The organism is Virgibacillus sp. 7505 (assembly GCF_002272135.1).
Taxonomy (GTDB): domain Bacteria; phylum Bacillota; class Bacilli; order Bacillales; family Amphibacillaceae; genus Terribacillus.
This window is the reverse complement of record NZ_NPBF01000007.1, coordinates 1-17,255: the sequence shown is the minus strand read 5'-3', so window position 1 is coordinate 17,255 and position 17,255 is coordinate 1. Positions and strand designations below refer to the sequence as shown.

Genomic DNA, 17,255 nt, shown 5'->3' with positions numbered 1-17,255 from the left:
TCTTGATTGAATTAGTAAAGAAGCTGACGAGCCTGCAGGGCCCAAGCGGCTACGAGCAGGAGGTTAGTTATTTTCTAAAAGATTATCTAACCAGTAAGACAGATGAAGTGATAATAGATCCTATTGGCAATGTCATCGCCAAGAAAAAAGGGGCGAAGCCAGGACCAGCCATTCTGTTAACAGCTCATATGGATGAAGTCGGCTTTATTGTGAAGAAGATAGAAGCTAATGGATTACTTCGCTTTGAAAAGCTGGGCGGCAACGATGACCGCAATCTTATTGCCCAGCCGGTAAAGGTGCTAGGCGAGGAAGGTCATATCAATGGCGTAGTCGGAACGCTTTCAGCACACTTTGCTAAATTTGATGATGCGCAAAAGGTGAGAAAGCATAGTCAGCTGTACATAGATGTTGGAGCAAGCTCTTATCAAGAGGCAGTGGAAATAGGCATAGAGGTTGGAACTCCTGTCACTTGGGGGTCTGAACTGCAGATTCTCGGGACTTCTGAAAAACCTAAAATCCGCGCCAAGTCGCTGGATGATCGGGCAGGGTGTGCTGTGATCCTGCAGGTCTTAGAAGAAATAGAGCAGGATTTCGCAGGCGAGCTCATTTGCTTGTTCACTGTCCAGGAAGAAGTCGGATTACGAGGGGCAAAAACAGCCTCCGAACATATTGATGCCGACGTCGCTATCGCAATCGATACAACTGCAGTAAGCGATACGTTTGAGCAAACAATGGATCAGACCCTCAGCTTAGGAAATGGGACAGGTATTAAAGTGATGGATGCTAGCTTAATTGTTCCAAACACGATGAAAAAGCTGCTCGTTCAGCTAGCAAAGGAAAATCACATCCCGTATCAACTAGAAGTATTCACTGGGATTGGGACAGACGGCGGTGCAGTCACGTACGCCAACAAAGGCATTCCGACAGGCGTATTATCAATTCCTTCCCGTTACACACATTCCAGCATCGAACTTGTAGACGTGGGCGACTTGATCGCAACAAAGGATCTAGTAAAAGCCTTTGTGAATAGTGTCGATGAACAATCAACGTTTCCTTTTTGAGCAGTACGCTTTTTTTTAAGCTGATTAGTTAGAAAATTTATAATTATCATTCAAAGGTGGGTCATGATGAAAATATTTATTTCGGCAGATATGGAAGGTATCTCAGGTGTTGCAACCAATCAGCAGTTAAAAACAAATTCCGAATACCAGCGTTTCAGAAAGCTGATGACAGCAGATGTGAATGCAGCTATTGAAGGAGCCTATAATGGCGGAGCAAAAGAGGTTGTCGTCGCCGATGGGCATGGCAATATGTCCAACATACTGGTAGAAGAGCTGGATCCGCGTGCAAGACTGGTATCTGGCAACAACCGCGTCATGTGCCAGCTGGAAGGCTTGGATGACACCTTCGATGGCATTATGTTCGTGGGACATCACGGACGTGAAGCTGGATCAGAACGTACAGTCATTAGCCATACACTGGCAGGCATCTGTGTGAATGAAATGAAGATCAATGACCGAGTTGTCGGCGAGACGGAAATGAACACGCTAGTTGCAGGCGGCTTTAATGTTCCGGCGATTTTCATCAGCGGTGATGATGCGTATGTAAAAGAGGTGCAAGAAACATTGCCCGATGTAAAAGGTGCTGTGACAAAACGAGCTGTTGACCGGTTTGCAGCCGAGCTGCTTCACCCAGAGGTTGCCCGCAAAGAGATCCGCGAAAAAGCAGAACTGGCGGTGAAAGACATCAAGAGCTTTAAGCCGCAAACAATTGAAGGGCCTGTCACCTTTAACATCGTGTTCAAAGGACCGCAGCAGGCCATGATGACGACAACACTTCCTACGGTGGAACTGACTGGTCCGCGAAGCATCCGCTTTACGTGTGATGATATTGTCACAGCGTACAAGCATATGTGGGGCTGTGTGATTATCGCAATGACAGCGACAAATGGCGTGCTTGGCAGTGTGAATGCATAAGCGTATCAGCTAGAAAAATAGTGGAGGTGAACCCGTGTATATTGTAAAACGATTGCTTATCATGCTGCTGACAATCTGGGTCATTGCGAGTTTGACATTTTTGATCATGAAGTTCATTCCAGGTGATCCATTTGCTTCAGACGCTGACGTGCTTCCGGAAGAAGTATTGCAAAATATCAGGGCGAAATACAACTTGGATGAGCCAATAGCCGTGCAGTATGTGCTGTATATGAGGGATTTGGTGACATTCGATTTAGGATTCTCCATTCAATCCGAAACAAGATCAGTGAATTCCATCATCGCTGATGGTGCACCAGCATCCGCCTTACTAGGCTTACAGGCTTTGGTCATCGCCTTGGCTCTAGGATTGCTGTTAGGGATCGTCGCAGCTTTGAATCATAACAAAGTGCTCGATTACGCATCGATGTTCATCGCGATAATCGGTATATCTGTTCCGAGCTTTATCCTGGCTCCGCTGCTAATCAAGTATTTTGCCGTAGAGTGGGGCATGCTGCCTGTTGCATCATGGGGAACATGGCAGCATTCCATCTTGCCAACGTTAGCATTAGCTGCTACGCCGCTTGCTGTTATCGCGCGCTTTATGCGTTCCAGTATGCTCGAAGTAACAAACCAGAACTATATCAAGACAGCAGACGCAAAAGGATTATCAAAAACACAGCTAGTCATCAGGCATGGCATTCGAAATGCTATCCTGCCGGTTATTTCTTTCATAGGACCTTTATTTGTATCCCTAATTACCGGAACATTCGTTATTGAGAAAATATTCGCAATTCCGGGCATCGGCCGATACTTCGTTGATAGTATTTTCAACCGGGACTATCCAGTCATCATGGGAACAACGATCTTCTTCAGTGTATTGCTGGTCGTGACATTATTCATCATCGATTTATCTTACCGCTATATTGACCCAAGAATAAAACTAACGAGTGGAGGGGAGTAAGATGGAAGCTAAACGCGTGGATGATTCCCTTTTTCGCCCCTTATCACCAGAAAAAAGAGGACATGACCCTATCCAGCGCCCGAGCATGAGCGTGTGGAAGGAAACAATCCTTTCGGTACTAAAAAACAAGATGGCAGTGCTTGGGTTCACCCTGCTGCTCGTGATTGGATTTCTGGCAATAGCCGGTCCGCATATGGTTCCATTCGATCCGGCCAAACAGGATCTGGTAAACACCAATGTTGCACCAAACAGTGAGCATTGGTTCGGAACCGATGACTTAGGACGAGATGTCTGGTCGAGAACCTGGTATGGCGCCAGGGTTTCCCTTACCATCGGGCTCATTGCCGCAGCCATCGATATCATCCTTGGGGTAACAATCGGAGGTATCTCTGGTTACATGGCCGGCCGAAGCAAGTTCGGTGACCGGATTGATAGTATTTTAATGCGAATCGTTGAAATTTTGTACGGTATTCCTTACCTGCTTATTGTCATCCTGCTGATGGTGATTATGGAGCCAGGTATTACATCGATCATCATTGCGCTGTCGGTTACCGGCTGGGTAGGGATGGCCAGGATTATACGCGGTCAGATACTCCAGCTGAAGTCACGGGAATATGTATTGGCTGCCCAAAAGATGGGGACCTCCCACCCCAAAATCATTTGGCGGCATTTGATTCCAAATACAGCAGGTATCATCATCGTGAACCTAACCTTTACGATACCATCCGCCATTTTCGCGGAGTCATTCTTAAGCTTTCTCGGATTAGGAGTTCAGGCTCCTTTTGCCAGCTGGGGAACGATGGCGAACGATTCCTTAGGCGTTATTCTCAGCGGGCAGTGGTGGCGACTCTTCTTCCCAGGTTTCATGATTGCCCTCACCATGTTTGCGTTTAACGCATTCGGCGACGGCCTGCAAGACGCACTTGATCCGAAAGCAACTAAATAGGAGGTGGGATGTTGGAACGCTTACTGGAAGTGAATAATTTGGAAGTGAGTTTTAAGACATATGGAGGAGAAGTACAAGCTGTCCGGGATGTTTCCTTTCATGTCGATAAGGGAGAAATCCTAGCCATAGTCGGCGAAAGCGGCAGCGGGAAAAGTGTGACCGTGCAATCCATCATGGGCCTGATCCCAACTCCGCCAGGCAAAATAAAAAACGGAGAAGTGCTTTTAGAAGGGCAGGATCTCTTAAAGCTATCCAAGCGGGATATGCAAAAGGTGAAAGGCTCACAGATCAGTATGGTCTTCCAGGATCCGATGACTTCCTTGAACCCTACAATGAAGGTCGGTAAACAAATCGCAGAAAGTATTACGGCGCATCAAAACATCAAGGGACAGGAAGCGAAGGAACGCGCGATTGACATGATCCGGCGTGTCGGCATTTCAAACCCTGCCGAACGTTATGAGCAGTATCCGCATGAATTCAGCGGCGGGATGCGCCAGCGGATCATGATTGCCATCGCGCTGGCTTGTCATCCGAAGGTACTTCTTGCGGATGAACCGACGACAGCATTGGATGTAACCATTCAAGCACAGGTACTGGATTTAATGAAAAATCTAAAAGACGAAATGGATACTTCTATTATATTGATTACCCATGATCTTGGAGTTGTTGCAGAGACAGCGGAACGGGTTGCTGTCATGTACGGCGGCATGATTGTTGAAACAGCTCCGGTTAATGAATTATTCCATAATCCAAAGCACCCTTACACATGGGGACTGCTGGAGTCGATTCCGGATATAGATGCTGGGGATAAAAAGCGCTTAGTACCAATCGAAGGTGCACCGCCGGATTTATTTTCCCCTCCGAAGGGCTGTCCGTTTGCACCACGGTGTAAATATGCGATGGACGTGTGTGTAGCAGAAATGCCTCCTGCTTTTTCGATTGATAGCGGACATGAAGCGAAATGCTGGCTGAACGATTCCAGATCACCAGCCCTCAAAGAATTGGTTGCAGCAGGGAGGCAGTTGTCATGACAGAAACGATCATCCAGATCGAGCAAATGAAGAAATACTTTCCGATTGGCAAAGAGAAGACCGTTAAATCTGTCGATGATATCTCCATTGAAATAAAACGAGGCGAAACATTCGGCCTGGTAGGAGAAAGCGGCAGCGGTAAATCAACGCTCGGCAAAACGATAGTCGGCTTGGAAGACCCAACCTCAGGCAAGATCGTCTACAATGACCTGGATTTGAGTCAGTTAAATAAGAAGCAAAAGCGACAGATAAACCGGGAAATTCAAGTCATCTTCCAGGATCCGCACGCCTCATTGAATCCAAGGATGCGTGTTGGCGACATTATTGCTGAAGGGATTGATGCGCATAAATTAGCGACAGGCAAAAACCGGCAGGATCGTGTGTATGAGCTATTAGAAAGAGTTGGGCTGCAGCCAGAGCATGCCAAACGCTACCCGCATGAATTCAGCGGCGGGCAGCGGCAGCGGATTGGGATTGCCCGGGCGCTGGCGGTTGAACCGAAATTTATCGTTGCCGATGAACCAATATCAGCACTTGATGTATCAATTCAGGCACAGGTTATCAACCTGCTGGAGGATTTAAAAGAACAAGAGGATCTGACATACTTATTCATTGCCCATGATTTAGGCATGGTCAAGCACATCAGTGACAGAATTGGTGTCATGTACTTAGGGAAAATGATGGAGCTCTCAGACAGTGATGAGCTGTTTCACGATCCGCTTCATCCGTATACAAAAGCGCTATTATCTGCTATTCCTATCGCAAATCCCGAAGCTGAAAGACGTGAACGAATCGTGTTGGACGGCGATCCGCCAAGTCCAGTCGACCCGCCGAGCGGCTGTCGTTTCCGGACACGATGTCCATTTGCGATGGATGTATGTGCCAAGAAAGTGCCAGAGTGGCGCGAAGTGAAAGAGAAGCACTGGACTGCGTGTCATCTTTACAATAATCAAATTTGAAGGGGGAAGATGTTATGAAAAAATGGCTAGTAGGTATGCTGATACTTGTAATCGTTGCTGCAGGCTGCAGTAATGGCAGCTCAGGAGGAAGCGCAGCAGACATTCCGCAGGAAATCACAGTGAATGCAATGAGTGAGCCGCCGGATCTGGATCCGGCACTTGCAACAGATACGACATCCGGCTGGGTATTGGATCACGTATTTGAAGGTCTTTATACAAAGGATGAAAACGGAAATCCAGTTCTTGGAGCCGCTGAAAATGTAGATGTCTCCGAAGATGGCAAAACGTACACATTCACCCTTCGTGACGATGCAAAATGGTCCGATGGCAGCAACGTAACAGCACAAGACTTTGAGTACGGCTGGAAACGTGTTTTGAATCCGGACACAGGCAGCTCCTTCGCATTCTACATGTACTATATCAAAGGTGCAGAAGCTTATAACAAAGGTGATGGCGCGGTAGAAGACGTTGGTATTACTGCACAAGACGATAAAACACTTGTAGTAGAACTAGGAGCACCGCTTGGCTACTTCGACGAACTATTGACCATGTGGACATTCTATCCGGTAAAACAGGAGCTTGTGGAAGAAAATAGCGCTTGGTCTGCAGAAGCAGATACGTATGTAAGTAACGGACCATTCAAGCTGACGAAATGGGCGCATGACAGTGAAGTAGTCATCGAAAAGAATGAAAACTATTGGAATAACAGTGTTGTAAAACTCGACAAAGTAACCTACAAGATCGTCAACGATGCAACAACTTACTATCAAATGTTCAAGACAGGTGAGCTGGATCTGATTCAAACATTGCCATCTGATGTGATTGAGCAAGAGAAGGAATCAGAAGAATATAGCGAAGTACCATACTTCGGTACGTACATGTACATGTTCAATGTAGAAAAAGAACCATTCACAAATGAAAAAATCAGAAGAGCATTCACGCTTGCAGTGGATCGCGAAACCCTGACACAGAACGTGACCAAATCAGGTGAAACACCAGCATATGCATTTGTACCACCAGGTGTGGAAACACCAGAAGGCGATTTCCGTGAAGCTGGCGGCGAATACTTCGAAGAAGACGCAGCAGAAGCGAAAAAGCTTCTGGAAGAAGGAATGGAAGAAGAAGGCTGGACAGAGCTGCCGGAAGTATCCATCGCTTATAACACAGCAGAAAACAACAAGAAAATTGCGGAAGCAGTACAAGCAATGTACAAAGACAATCTTGGCGTTGATGTGAAGCTTGAAAACCAAGAGTGGAAAACATACCTGGATACAACACAGCAAGGAAACTTCCAAATGGCTCGCATGGGCTGGATTGGCGTCCTTGTAGATCCAGTTGTCATCCTGGATTACTACCTAGGTGACAGCCCGAACAACCGCACAAACTGGGTGAATGAAGAATACGACCAGCTTATGGCCGATGCCAAAGTAGAACAAGACCCAGAAAAACGTTATGACTTATTGCACCAAGCAGAAGCAGTATTAATGGAAGATCTGCCATTCAACCCAATCTACCATTATACAAACAACTACCTGACTTCACAGAACTTCGAAAACATTGTCTATCCGGTAAACCGTTACCCTTACCTGAAATGGGCAGAAAAAGTATCTGAGTAACATATTGAAATGATGGAAAGCGGGATCTCTGACAGATCTCGCTTTCCGTTACATATGAAAGGAGCACGTAAAATGAAGTGGAAAGTCTCTCTATTCTTCTTAACCCTCCTCGGTTGGTACATCGCAACAGTTACTGCTCCATTTTCTTTAGCAGATGTATCTAATATCGCATTCTTAATCGGCCTCATCCTAATCATAATCGCAGCAATAGCACTCATCCTGCATACAGGATTCCTAACTCCATTGATCCAAGGCTTCCAAATAATCGGTGAACGCATGGTTCGTAAATCGCGCTCTGCAGAACAGGCAGACAGCCAAATGAGAAATGATCCTAACATGAGGACTTTCAAAGCTAATTTAGCTGCTCGTATTACGCAAAGCACTTTTATAGTAGGGACTAGCTCTATACTTACCTCTGTGATTATTATTATATTTATGCTTTAAGAAGAGGAGGGGTATAGAAAAGAAAACAAAGCATATAAGAGTAGCTTCTTCTGTGCGAGCAGGAGGGGCTGTTTTTGATGGAACTTAAGTGTAGGGTATACGTAATTAAAAGAGACTCTATTTTAAAGATGAAAACTATCACTGACTTGAAGTGTGATATTTAGGAGGTTTACCATATGAGAACACTCACGACTCTGATTATTATCATAGCCGTTATGCACATTAGTAATCTTATCAATGTAACGCTCTTGGATGGAGAATGGAGCGGCATTGTGACTTGGCTTTCCACTATCTTATTTGTAATAAGCATGGTCGTATATGGCAGAGAAGTGAATAAATATCGTAGGAAATAATTCTGAAATGGAAGACCATCCCTCAAAGTACACGAAATCTACTCCATCATTCTTCATAAAACACTGTGTAAACTCCGCCAATCAGCTATATAATGACAGATAGAGACAAATTGGACGGAAAGAAGGCAAACATATGAAGATTACCATTATCAGCGTCGGTAAACTAAAGGAGAAATACCTCAAGCAAGGCATCGAGGAATACACTAAACGCCTCGGCGCCTACGCCAAAGTAGACCTAGTCGAAGTACCCGACGAAAAAGCCCCGGAGAACCTGAGCGAAGCAGACATGCAAATCGTCAAACAAAAAGAAGGCGACCGCATCCTGTCGAAAATCGGCCCCGACGACTACGTCATTTCCCTGGAAATAAAAGGCCAAATGATCACATCCGAACAACTCGCGTCGAAAATTGACAGTTTAGCAACGTATGGAAAGAGTAAGATTGTTTTTGTGATTGGAGGATCATTGGGATTGAGTGAGGAAGTTATGCAGCGGAGTGATTATCCGCTATCGTTTTCGAAAATGACATTTCCGCATCAGTTGATGAAGCTGGTGTTGGTGGAGCAGGTTTATCGGGCGTTTCGGATTATTAAGGGGGAACCGTATCATAAGTAACTGTATAACTAATTCCGTGGGGAGATTAAATGGTGATATGAATATCTTCATATCTATTGTATTACTGCTAGGCTAAACCTAAAATAGATTAATAATAAATTTTATAAACTATTTGTGTTAGATTGTTAGTAGTTATCGCTCTGAAACTTAATTTCACAATTGAATGAAATCGAATTATATGGTAGGAGGAATGACAATGAAGACAAAATTAACAGCACAGGAGACTCCTTTACATAAGGTTTTTTCAGATGACTATTTATTTACTATACCTTCTGTTCAAAGGCCTTATTCATGGTCAACAGATGAAGCTGGGGAACTTTTGGATGATATATTAGAATTTATTAGACATTATGATATTGCAGAAAATAATATTAATAATGTAGATGAACCTTATTTTCTAGGCAGCGTGGTTTTAGTAAAGAATGATGGTCCAAAATCAGAAGTGTTAGATGGCCAACAACGCTTAACAACACTTACTATCTTATTTTCTGTTCTAAGGGATATTCTTAGTGATGACTATGCTGATGATATTGAACAGATGGTGGTTCAAAAAGGAAGTAAGATTTTAGGCACAAAGGATACGTATAGGCTACATTTACGGAATAGAGATGATGAATTCCTAAAAAAATACATCCAAAAAAAAGGTATGACACATAAGATAGCAAAAAATACACCATTCAAAACGGACAGTCAAAAAGCGATTCGAGACAATGCGATATATTATATGGAACGCCTAAATGACTTAGATGAATCTACTGTGAAAATACTACCTTTAGTTTTAGCTACCCTCTGTTTTATTGTTGTGGTCTCTACTCCAAATTTTGATTCTGCTTTTCGAATTTTTACTGTATTGAATGATCGTGGATTAGATTTACTCCCTAGTGATATCTTTAAAGCACGTGTAATTGGCACAATACCTGAAGATGAACATGATTTATATACAAACAAATGGGAGGAAGTCGAAGTAACTTTAGGACGGGATAGGTTCAATAAGTTATTTGATCACATACGAATGATTATTCAGAAAAGAAAAGGAAGTGCAAATTATAAGGATGAGTACGAGGAGATCTTCTCTAATGTAAATGGTAAACACTTCATAGATGATTTATTAATTCCATATAGTGAGATTTATCTAAAACTTGTTGATTATCGATCATTTTACAGCCGACAACCAAAGATTATAAAAGTATTAAGCCTGCTAAATAGAATTGATAATAATGATTGGATTCCTGTAGCAATGTACTACATGCGAGAATTTAACGAAAAATTAGAAGAGTTCTTAGACCTATTAGAACAGTTTGCAGGAGTTAGTATGGTATTGCGAAAAAATTTCAATTGGCGAATGTCCAAGTATTCCCAGATTTTGAGACAAATGGAAAAGGGGATTGAAGTGTTTTCGAAAGAATCTTTGTTAAAAGTGTCAGAAGACGATAAAAAGGCGGTCTTGGAAAAGCTTAATGGAGATGTCTATATAGATTTAAAAGATACAGTAAGAAGGTATGTATTGCTCCGATTAGATTCCTTACTAACCAATGGACAACCGTTTTATGATCACTCAGTTATTACAGTTGAACATGTGCTTCCGCAAACGCCAAAAGAAGATAGTGATTGGTTAGTTAATTTTAAGAAACCATCGGAATATGTGCATAAACTAGGAAATTTAGTCCTGTTAACTCGAGCTAAAAATTCTCAAGCAAGAAACTATGATTTTAGTAAAAAGAAAAAATCTTATTTCCAATCAAAAAATGGAATAACAACTTTTGCGTTAACAACTCAAGTCTTACAGGAAGATGAATGGACTCCTAAAGTCCTGGAAGATAGACAGAAAAAGTTGATTGACTTATTAAAGAGTAAATGGAGTCTTAAGTAATAAAATACTAAGTATCAGTGGTTTGGTTTTAAATATATTTTCTATTTACAACTATGGAGTCTTAAGAAAGCGTCGTGTTTTCTGAGTATAATTATCAGTTGATACGATACTTTACTTTAGGCTTCTTTTTTGTATTGTATTTCCACCCTATTAATTTAATTGTATATTATTTAAAGTGAGTGATGTTAGATCAATTTGTTAATTAAAAATTGATAATACCAATAGGTTAGGGTAGTAAATTAGGTTAGAAAGAGTCTTTGCTTTTTCTTCTTAGTTAAGAATCACTGCTGATTTGCTTTTTTGAGATTTTCAGCACAAGTTTAATCTTAAATTATAATTTTAATTGCTTTGCTTCATTTATAAAAGAGACAATCTTAGTTATGGTCTCCTCGAAATTATATTTTAATTCATGTTCCCATATTCTCAATATATTCCATCCTTCTGATATATAATGATTAGTAACTTCTATGTCACGTTCTTTATTTCTGGATAATTTCTTTGACCAATATTCTTTATTGCTTTTCGGCATATTTCCGTGATATTCGCAACCATGCCAAAAACACCCATCTATAAAAAGAACTACCTTATACTTTTTAATTGCAAAGTCGGGCTTCCCATAAAGAGAAGATACATTTCTTCTGAAGCGAATTCCTCTATTCCACAAAGCTTTTCCAGTCTTTATCTCTATAGATGTATTTTTTGAATGTATGGCTTGCATGTTTTTTCTTCGTTGTTCATTAGCCGAGTTGTCTTTCAATTATATTCCTCCTTTAATATTATTGCTTACCCTATATTTGTAACCTTATGCAATTGTTTCGCTACTAAAAGTTCTAGAATTTATTCTAAGATTACTATAAAAACCGCGTAATAAGCTTAAATTGATGTTTTTATCTACTTGAAATTTATTTTCATATAAGGTATGCTGCTAATAATATTATGAGAATATACGTTCTGAGATGAAGGCATAGAAAGGGATTTAATATAATGACTAAACAGTATCAAATAATCGATTTATTTTCGGGGGCAGGTGGTTTAAGCAATGGATTTGAGCAAACAGGGTATTTCTCTACAGTAGGTGCAGTAGAGCTAAATATAGCAGCTCAAAAAACCTTTATCAGAAACCATGGGGGTAGAAAAGAACTTATATTAAAAGATAAAGCCTCTGATACAAGTGATATCTCAAAGATCAATTTTAAGGATCTTCAATTAAATCCAAGAAAAACTGTAATAATAGGAGGTCCACCTTGCCAAGGATTCTCTAATGCAAATCGTCAAAAAAATTACTTGATATCAGGGAATAATCAGCTTGTAAAGGAATATGCAAGAGCAATTAGAGATATTAGACCAATTGCATTTCTTATGGAAAATGTAAAATCTATAGATTCACCAGTTCATAAGTTTTTTGTTACAAACTTTATAGAAAACGATGAAAATGATTTTAGTTCAAAGAGACATTTAGATTCGATTTCTTCAGAAGAGCATGACCCGCTTTACAAAAGAGATTATATAGAACTTCTAAATTTTGATAGCGATAGTTTAAGAAGGATTATTAGTAATTACATAGAGTTATCTGATGTTCCGGAACCTTTAATAAATGAACCTTTTCTAATTTCCCGTATTCGTACGATTGAACGTAGAATTAAAAGCAGTGATCAAATTCGTTTAAAAGGTAGTAAAGAACAAAATGAAATAAAACAAATTCTCTCTATTCTTAGTAAATCTAAAAAAGATTTAGACATGGATTTGGTGATCACTAATGCCATAGAAGCTTTGGGTATCATATTAGAAAGATCAACATCATCAGGTTTGATAAAAGATAAGATCCAAGATTTTATTGATCTAAATCGGTTTTTAACTCGTTGCAAGGAACTTAAAGATGAAAATATAGACTGTGATAAATTCAGTCTAGTAAAGGATAAGCTGTTTAAAGTTCATATTGGTGTCTATTCTTATAATGTAGTTGAATATTTAAAGAGGCTATTTCCTTATTACGGATATTCACTAGATAGTGGTGTACTAGATGCTTCTCAATTTGGTGTGCCGCAACGGAGAAAAAGATTTATGATGTTGGGTATTTATCAGACAAAAGAAAAAGTTACATTACCTAAGCCGTATTCAAAACAGGTTTATACAGTAAGAGATGCAATTTATGACTTAGAAGATATTGAGCCTCAACAGGATATTGAATCCTATGAGGAGAGCATTTATGTTAATAAAAATAGTAATGAACTTATAAGATATTACCGTGAGGGGATAGAGAACAAATTATTATTCGATCACATTAATACTAAAAGTTCAGATTTAATTCAGCAACGATATAAACAAATACTAGAAAGTGGAGGAAAGAATTTTCATAGCCTACCGGATAATATGAAAGAATCCTATAAGGATGCATCTAGGACTCAAAACACAGTTTACTTACGTTTAAATTATGATGAACCATCTCCCACAGTCATTAATGTTCGTAAATCAATGTGGCAACATCCTACTAAAGCAAGAGCTTTAAGTATTAGGGAAGCAGCTAGATTACAGTCTTTTAAAGATAGTTTTGCCTTTGAAGGCAGAAAAGATGAGCGTTACCAGCAAATTGGTAACGCAGTTCCTCCAAAGTTGGCTAATGCTGTTGCAAGAAAGATGTTGGAGTATTTAGAATAAAAGTAATTTAAATTATGGTTCGATCACAATGAATGAAGGTCAGATTAAATTTTATGCTTTAAATACAAACCTCTTTTTAATAGAAAAAGAAAAAAGTCTATTTAATTAATATAGTGTCAAATAGACAGCTAGTGTCTAGGCTCTTTAGTTTGTGTATGTAACTGTATCTGCAATACAAGTATGTAGTTAAATCATATAAACATCAATGGTCGCGTAAATTAGAGGACATACTTCTAGTTGGTCTCTTTTAGCCATTGATTCACATTTATTGGGAAGAAGAAAATAATATATGGTATTATAAGACTAGTACAATTCAACAATAAAAGATCTATGGAGGCAAGATATGTTGGAATACCAATGGTATTTTCCTATAAATGCTGAAGGTGGGCAACCAGAAGGATTAAATGATTCAGGTGTAGAAAGCTTTCGTGGTAACCAAATTGAATCACTAGCTAGAGAAATTATACAAAATTCTACTGATGCTATTCTGGATAGAAACAATCCAGTAAAAGTATCTTTTAGTAAGTTTACTGTTAAAAGAGAAGAATTTCCTGATAGAGAAGGACTCAGTAATGCTTTTGAATCTTCTTTAAAGTATAAAAGAACTCCTGAGCAAGCGAAAGTTTTTTTTGCACAGGGACTAGATATGCTCGAGAAAAATGATGAATTCACTTTTTTAAGAGTTAGTGATTATAACACTAAAGGATTACAGGGAGTAAATGTCGAAGGAAGCGATTGGGAAAATCTTGTAAAGTCGGTAGGTATTAGTAATAAAGGCGGGAGTGCGGGAGGTTCATTTGGTATTGGAAAAAGTGCTCCTTTTGCGTGTTCAATTTTGAGAACGGTATTCTATAGTACATTAAACATTAATGGAGAAGAGGGGTTTCAAGGAGTCTCGAGACTTGCTTCTCATAAATATAATAACGAAGAAACAAGAGGAACTGGTTTTTACGGAATTAAGAGTCAAACAAAGCCCATCACTAACCCTAGTAGTATAAAAACTCAGTTTAAGCGCACAGAAGTAGGTACCGACGTGTATATTGCTGCTTTTCTAAAAGATGAGGACTGGAAAAAAAAGATCATAAAGGCTGTTATCGAAAACTTTTTTATTTCTATTCATGAAAGAAAGCTAGTTGTAACTGTTGGAGAGATTACAATAGATCATTCTTCGTTAAAGAGCTTAATAGATAAGTATATTCAAATAGATAAAGGTTTATATGCTGATCAATATTTATCTGCAATTAAGTTTGGAAGAAAATATACTAAAGATATTGCTGGCTTAGGAGAAGTTGATCTTTACATAAAGAAAGACGAAGAATATGCCAAAAGGGTTGCTTTAGTTAGAAATACAGGGATGAAAATCACACATATGGACCGATTTAGAGTGGGATTTAGATTCTCGGGGGTATCAATTATTAGAGGAGAGAAGTTAAATCAACTTCTTAGAAAAACTGAGCCTCCCACTCATGATAAATGGGAGTCTTCTAGGCATGAAAATGAAGATTATGCAAAGAAAGTTATAAATGAATTACGTGATTTTATAAGAGAGACAATAAAAGAAATGAGTATTACTGAAGAGACAAATAAAATAGATTTTAAAGGGTTTAATCAATTCTTACCGGATCACCTAAATGAAGAAGATCCTTTAGATGATAGCAACAAATTAGTAGAAAATCACAATAAATTTGTACCTAAAGCAATGAAAATATCGGCTAGAAGAAATAAGAAAAGGACTACTGCAAAACTAGCTGGCAGAAAGAAAGGCCGACAAAGTAAACATAATAAAAATGATATAGAACGGAAGAAAACAGCCAGTAATACCAAATCTAATAGTCCTAGTATTAGCATTGCTAGTGTTCGTTCAATAGAAGTAGGAAACAGTGAAGGGATTTATGACCTTAAGATCTCAACTAACACAGGCGGTAAAGGAAATGTGACAGTTAATTTTGTGGGAGAAGATTCAAGAGCTTATAAGGCTGATATTAAGAAAGCAGTTGATTTGGAAACAGGTAAGTCTCTTGTTATAAACCAAAGTCAAATCGGACCAATTTCTTTTAATGATTCGGATAAAAAGACAATAAGAATTGAATTAAATGAAAGAATTAGAGCTTCTTTGGAGGTGCTAATAAATGAAAGTTAAAGAAAGGCACTTTCCATATCCGGTATTAGCTGATTTTTCCGGAGATTATCAAGGGAGCTCATATGAAACTGATATTACTTACGATGTGAATAGAGAAGAATTTGTTCTAACAGTTAAACATGACTTAAATAATAAAGAGTTAACAAATTTGATAGCAAATAATAACGCCAAATACTGTGTTCATATTGAATGTGCTAAAACACAAAATAGAATTTTGGAGACTTCCGTTACCAGTGTCCAACAAGTGAATTTAAAAGCATCTGTAATTGAAAAAAGCATAGAGGTTTGTACTTTTATTGTAGCTAATACTGAAATTGAGAATTATACTAATTCTCAATTTGATGATGATTATAAAGGCTATACTTTTAATGTAAGTAAGGGTGATATTTTAGCTATTGGTTATGATTTCAATATTAATATTGAAAAAGATCAAATAAGTGACTCGGAATCAATTATACAAATTGAAAAGAATGTAAGTGATAGCAGTGAGCCTATATCCATTACTCTAAATACTGAACGCATTGTAGTAAGTCTAAATTCAGAAATATATGCGCTTTATACTAATTTGGCAGGTCAAGATGAGCTACAACCAATTCTTCATTCACTTATTGGTATACCTGTAGTTTCCGCTGCACTACAAGCTATGAGTGAAGAGATTTCAGATGACAATGATTTTTATAATGAAACTTCTGATTTGCGATGGTTTAAGATACTATTTGAAAAAATAAATGCACTTGGACTAGATCCGGAAGCTGAGAATACTTACGAGGAACCAATTAATTTGGCTCAAAGGATACTAAATGATCCGTTCTCAAAATCATTAAAAGCATTATATTCAATTATGGAGGATGACTCTGAAGATGGTGAGGAACTATGAATCGTTTTAACTCCAATTATCTAAATAAACTTAAAAGTAATGTGGAAGTAAATGTCCCAAATTATCTATCAAGTAAGCCTTTTATAGAAAATTACCAAGATATGATTGATGAAGAAACAAAAGCACTATGTGCAACTATTAATTTGGAAACAGAGACTTCCAATAATGAAAAATTAGATTTTGTAAACTCAAAAATAATTTATAGAAGTTTTTCGGACTTGACTCTTTCGGAAGTAGCGGATGAGAGAATGTGGGCCTTTATGACACATGTTACTCACTGGGAGTATATGAGAGAAAGATGGCCTATAGAACATACCTCTGGAGATAAGAAGAATTTTATTTTGAATCGATATTTTTTTAGAGAGAGACCCTTTTCGAGAAGCGGATTAGCACGTCTTTGGTGGTTTGGATATATTACTTATAATGAAAAATATGAAGATCCTTTCTACTTAACAAGTATAATGTTGGAGAATGAAGATCAAGATATAGCCAGAATTATTTTGGAAACCCCTACTATCTCAAGAAATAAAAAAATGGTAGAAGCTACATTAATTTCATTAAATGAGTTAAAAGAAAATTATAAAATAAAAAGCCGTGACTATATCAGATATGCAGCGCGGCATATTAACCTAACAGGTAGTGTGAAATTATGGGATTATTTAGATGACAATGAATTGAGATATATTATTGATGAAATGAAGTTAAGATGGGAACAACAATTAACAATAACTGAAAAAGTTTAATTAATTAACTTTATTTTATTAATAATAAGTTCATAAGATAATTGCATGTTAAATAATACAGGAGATTGGGG

The 17,255-nt window shown here is 38.8% G+C and carries 16 protein-coding genes; 15 read left to right on the top strand and 1 reads right to left on the bottom strand.

The window, feature by feature from the left end; genetic code table 11:
* The first annotated feature begins 2 nt into the window (after nucleotides 1-2).
* From CHH91_RS02530 to CHH91_RS02485, 11 genes are all read left to right on the top strand, one after another.
* Nucleotides 3-1,061 (top strand): M42 family metallopeptidase, encoded by a 1,059-nt coding sequence (locus tag CHH91_RS02530; protein ID WP_095221674.1) that lies wholly within the window; start codon nucleotides 3-5, stop codon nucleotides 1,059-1,061.
* A 66-nt stretch (nucleotides 1,062-1,127) separates the two neighbouring features.
* Nucleotides 1,128-1,976: a M55 family metallopeptidase gene (locus CHH91_RS02525; RefSeq protein WP_095221673.1), complete on the top strand. Its 849-nt coding sequence runs from the start codon at nucleotides 1,128-1,130 to the stop codon at nucleotides 1,974-1,976.
* 34 nt (nucleotides 1,977-2,010) lie between these two features.
* Nucleotides 2,011-2,937, top strand: a complete 927-nt coding sequence (locus tag CHH91_RS02520; RefSeq protein WP_093726102.1) for an ABC transporter permease — start codon at nucleotides 2,011-2,013, stop codon at nucleotides 2,935-2,937.
* A 1-nt stretch (nucleotide 2,938) separates the two neighbouring features.
* A complete protein-coding gene (locus CHH91_RS02515) occupies nucleotides 2,939-3,883 on the top strand; it encodes an ABC transporter permease (RefSeq protein WP_095221672.1) in 945 nt (314 codons plus the stop codon).
* Between the two features lie 8 nt (nucleotides 3,884-3,891).
* Entirely contained in the window at nucleotides 3,892-4,914 is a 1,023-nt protein-coding gene (locus CHH91_RS02510; protein WP_176465641.1) for an ABC transporter ATP-binding protein, read from the top strand.
* Nucleotides 4,911-5,873, top strand: a complete 963-nt coding sequence (locus CHH91_RS02505) for an ABC transporter ATP-binding protein (RefSeq protein WP_095221668.1) — start codon at nucleotides 4,911-4,913, stop codon at nucleotides 5,871-5,873. Before CHH91_RS02510 ends, CHH91_RS02505 begins: the two co-directional genes overlap by 4 nt.
* A 14-nt stretch (nucleotides 5,874-5,887) precedes the next feature.
* Nucleotides 5,888-7,489: a peptide ABC transporter substrate-binding protein gene (locus CHH91_RS02500; protein ID WP_095221666.1), complete on the top strand. Its 1,602-nt coding sequence runs from the start codon at nucleotides 5,888-5,890 to the stop codon at nucleotides 7,487-7,489.
* 72 nt (nucleotides 7,490-7,561) lie between these two features.
* Complete coding sequence (locus CHH91_RS02495) at nucleotides 7,562-7,933, top strand: DUF3899 domain-containing protein (protein WP_176465640.1); 372 nt, start codon at nucleotides 7,562-7,564, stop codon at nucleotides 7,931-7,933.
* A 176-nt stretch (nucleotides 7,934-8,109) separates the two neighbouring features.
* Nucleotides 8,110-8,286, top strand: coding sequence for a hypothetical protein (locus CHH91_RS20425; protein ID WP_176465639.1), 177 nt, complete (start codon nucleotides 8,110-8,112; stop codon nucleotides 8,284-8,286).
* Between the two features lie 133 nt (nucleotides 8,287-8,419).
* Nucleotides 8,420-8,899, top strand: coding sequence for a 23S rRNA (pseudouridine(1915)-N(3))-methyltransferase RlmH (gene rlmH / locus CHH91_RS02490; protein ID WP_095221662.1), 480 nt, complete (start codon nucleotides 8,420-8,422; stop codon nucleotides 8,897-8,899).
* A gap of 196 nt (nucleotides 8,900-9,095) precedes the next feature.
* Entirely contained in the window at nucleotides 9,096-10,769 is a 1,674-nt protein-coding gene (locus tag CHH91_RS02485) for a DUF262 domain-containing protein (protein WP_095221660.1), read from the top strand.
* A 331-nt stretch (nucleotides 10,770-11,100) separates the two neighbouring features.
* On the opposite strand, the gene CHH91_RS02480 is transcribed toward CHH91_RS02485, so the two are convergent.
* On the bottom strand, nucleotides 11,101-11,526 hold the full coding sequence (locus CHH91_RS02480; protein ID WP_095221658.1) for a very short patch repair endonuclease: 426 nt from the start codon (nucleotides 11,524-11,526) through the stop codon (nucleotides 11,101-11,103).
* Nucleotides 11,527-11,753: 227 nt separating this feature from the next.
* Here CHH91_RS02480 and CHH91_RS02475 point away from each other — a divergent pair, with 227 nt between their 5' ends.
* From CHH91_RS02475 to CHH91_RS02460, 4 genes are all read left to right on the top strand, one after another.
* Nucleotides 11,754-13,424 (top strand): DNA cytosine methyltransferase, encoded by a 1,671-nt coding sequence (locus CHH91_RS02475; protein WP_095221656.1) that lies wholly within the window; start codon nucleotides 11,754-11,756, stop codon nucleotides 13,422-13,424.
* Between the two features lie 343 nt (nucleotides 13,425-13,767).
* The gene (locus tag CHH91_RS02470) at nucleotides 13,768-15,564 is read left to right on the top strand and encodes a hypothetical protein (protein WP_095221654.1); all 1,797 of its coding nucleotides are present in this window, start codon (nucleotides 13,768-13,770) and stop codon (nucleotides 15,562-15,564) included.
* Nucleotides 15,554-16,441: a hypothetical protein gene (locus CHH91_RS02465; RefSeq protein WP_095221652.1), complete on the top strand. Its 888-nt coding sequence runs from the start codon at nucleotides 15,554-15,556 to the stop codon at nucleotides 16,439-16,441. The genes CHH91_RS02470 and CHH91_RS02465 overlap by 11 nt, the downstream gene beginning before the upstream one ends.
* Nucleotides 16,438-17,184, top strand: a complete 747-nt coding sequence (locus CHH91_RS02460) for a DUF6339 family protein (RefSeq protein ID WP_095221650.1) — start codon at nucleotides 16,438-16,440, stop codon at nucleotides 17,182-17,184. Before CHH91_RS02465 ends, CHH91_RS02460 begins: the two co-directional genes overlap by 4 nt.
* The last annotated feature ends 71 nt before the right edge of the window (nucleotides 17,185-17,255 follow it).